At 43.8% G+C, this 2,756-nt stretch carries 3 protein-coding genes and 1 pseudogene; 2 read left to right on the top strand and 2 right to left on the bottom strand.

Going from position 1 to position 2,756, the window contains the following annotated elements; all coding sequences use genetic code 11:
* Both A3738_RS12110 and A3738_RS12105 read right to left on the bottom strand, forming a co-directional pair.
* Positions 1-742: pseudogene (locus A3738_RS12110) on the bottom strand (cytochrome P450); the annotation flags it as partial.
* A 31-nt stretch (positions 743-773) separates the two neighbouring features.
* Complete coding sequence (locus A3738_RS12105; RefSeq protein ID WP_068473605.1) at positions 774-1,094, bottom strand: 2Fe-2S iron-sulfur cluster-binding protein; 321 nt, start codon at positions 1,092-1,094, stop codon at positions 774-776.
* Between the two features lie 198 nt (positions 1,095-1,292).
* Between A3738_RS12105 and A3738_RS12100 the strand changes: the two genes are divergently transcribed.
* Together A3738_RS12100 and A3738_RS12095 are read left to right on the top strand one after the other, a co-directional pair.
* Complete coding sequence (locus tag A3738_RS12100; RefSeq protein WP_068473602.1) at positions 1,293-2,318, top strand: AraC family transcriptional regulator; 1,026 nt, start codon at positions 1,293-1,295, stop codon at positions 2,316-2,318.
* 80 nt (positions 2,319-2,398) lie between these two features.
* Positions 2,399-2,756 (top strand): hypothetical protein (locus tag A3738_RS12095; protein WP_156504229.1); only part of this gene is annotated, 358 nt, incomplete at its 3' end.

Here is a 2,756-nt window from a genome sequence, read left to right as displayed (position 1 = left end):
CCGAGAAGCCCTTTGCCATGGCACCAGCAACTTCGAAGGCTTGAGCGGGATACCCCGTCCCACCGGTGGTTTCGGGAGATGCTGCAGCCACGTCAGACCAGAAAGCCAATTTACGACGTTCTTCGTAGGGGAAATCCAATAAAGTTGCCAACATGCGGCTTGTTAACTCTATTGATACGCAGTCCACCCAATCAAAAGGCTCATCTACCGGCAAGTTATCAAGCACATCACAGGTTCGCTGACGAATTAAGGACTCCATTTCCTTTAAATTCTGAGGAGCAACAACGCCTTGAACAGCTTGTCGTTGAACATCATGTTTAGGGGGATCCATCGCAATAAAGGTTTGAATTTCGATACCTTCAGGTTGCGGGCCTATCGATATAATAGGTTCGGCAGAAAAAAGCTCATGATGCTTATCAACATACATAATGTCTTCGAAACGTGTCACCGACCAAAAAGGTCCAAATGGACTGTTCGCTTGATAGTGCACCGGACTCTCATCTCGTAGACGTTGAAAATACTCCAACCACCGCCCCTGTCGAAACAAAAAAGGATTGCTGACATCAATTTCACCCAATGAAAGATCAGCAACAGGAGGAATTGGGGTTTCAGTAAATGTCGGAATAGCGCGCGCTAAACCCAAACGCTTTTTGAATTTTTGAAAGGCATGCGCTCCCTTAATTTGCAGATGCATAGGAACAAGCGCGGTACTCTTTTCAATCACAGGCTCTAACAGTTTCATTGGTCTTTTACCTTCGTTGCACTATGTGACATTACATCTGGAATTCAGGAAGTTTGACGACCATCCCGTTGTCATCAGCGCTAAGTCGAACCTGACATGCAAGTCGTGATTCTTCTCGTTTCTCTGGCGCCATATCTAGCATTTGAGCTTCTTCTAAATTGATTTCACCCAATTGATCACGCCATAGTGGGTCTATAAACACGTGGCACGTGCCGCACGCGCATTCCCCACCACAATCCGCATCAATACCCGGCACCATATTTTCGGTCGCCACTTCCATTACAGACTGCCCATTCTCATAACTTAGAGAATGCTCTGTCCCATCGTGTTCGATCAGGGTTATCGTGCTCATGCTTTACCTCTTATTATTTTCACGTGCGATTCTGATTAAGTTAGGCAAAGATTAGAGTGTCAAACACATACAAGGGAGGTCATTTATTGCCATTCGAGAGTCATTTATTGACATCACAGGGTCATTTAAAGACACTATAAGAAAGACGACCACTATTGGCATTATCCACCACCACAGTGACATGAGATCGCGATAACGATGAACGAAGCCGCAACCATCCCCTCGAACTATTCAAGACTGATAGCCCGTGCATTAGGACTCTTGGTTCAAGACCTCCCTAAATTACTGGCGCACACCAACTTAAGCGTCGATGAGTTTTTAGATGAAAGTACGCTTATCACGGCAGACCAACAAATCACTTTGCTTGAAAATGCATTTTCAATTTCTGGAGACGAAGCCTTCGGATTAGCGATTGGAAAAATGCTGACCCCAGCAGCCCATGGAGCGATGGGTTTTCTTGTAAATAGCAGTCCAAACTTGATGACTGCCCTACAAGGGTTTCAAACGTTCTCCCCAACAAGAATGAGTTTTGTGAGCTTAGATCTTCGCGCTGAAGGCGACTGGTTATCCGTTTACTATCACGTCGAACTAGATCTCAAGCCAGAAATTTTAAGATGCATTACCGAGGCGTCTGCCATTACATTTTTTGATTGCGCAGAACACTTGCTGGGGCACCCGCTGAATTCAGCGATTACAAGCTTCATTCATCCGAAACCAAACTACAACGCACGCTATAGCGATTGCATTCCAGGAGAAATACTATTTTCTCAAACTCATACCATCGTAAAAATCCCAATTGAAGCTTGCAGAGAGCATAACGTTTCTGCGAATCATGAAAACTATCAACTTGCTTTCAAGCAGTGCGAACAGATGCTCTCTACCATCAATTCTGATGAGCGCTCTTACACATACAAACTTCAAAAATTAATGCTTTCACACCCTCCAGGAACCTTATCAGAAGACGATGCCGCAGCCGCTATGTTCGTTAGTAAGCGAACATTGGCCCGTTATCTAGAGCGAGAAGATTCGGGCTTCAGAAAGATACGTGACGATATTTTATGTCAACAGGCACAAGACTATTTACGCAATTCCAGAATGTCTGTAGAGGCTATCGCTACCCTTTTGAACTATCACGACAGCTCAAATTTTCGCCGAGCTTTTAAACGCTGGAATAATCAAACACCTGATCAATATAGGAAAGCAGCTCAAAGAATCGCACTTTAAATCCTGCACTTATCGACTAACCTACACCAGACAATCTCTTGGGAGCATGGCGAGAAAACCTAGTCGCTAGCAATACGGATATGAAGATAAAAACCAAACAAATCAGTGGGACACTTGCACTATTAGTTGCGAGCTTAATTTTAGTTGGCTTCATTTCTATCTATTTAGCAATCAGCAAATCAAATCAAGTCATTCAAGAATTAACCGAAAGCCGGCTTGAGTCGACGCTGATGCTTAAAAAGTCACATATTGAAGATTACTTAAGGGGACTCACTCAGCAGTTTGAGCTTATGTCGAAAGACCAAAGTGCAAGTGCTGCTAGCTTTCATTTTGATTCGACCTTTCCATTCTTTGAGCAATCTAGTGGTATTTCAGACGCTGAAAAGTCTGAAGTACGAGATTATTTCACTGAACACTTTTTCACCCCATATACTGAAC

It is taken from the genome of Oleiphilus sp. HI0066 (assembly GCF_001635725.1).
The sequence above is the reverse complement of the archived record's forward strand: the minus strand, read 5'-3'. Positions and strand labels throughout refer to the sequence as shown.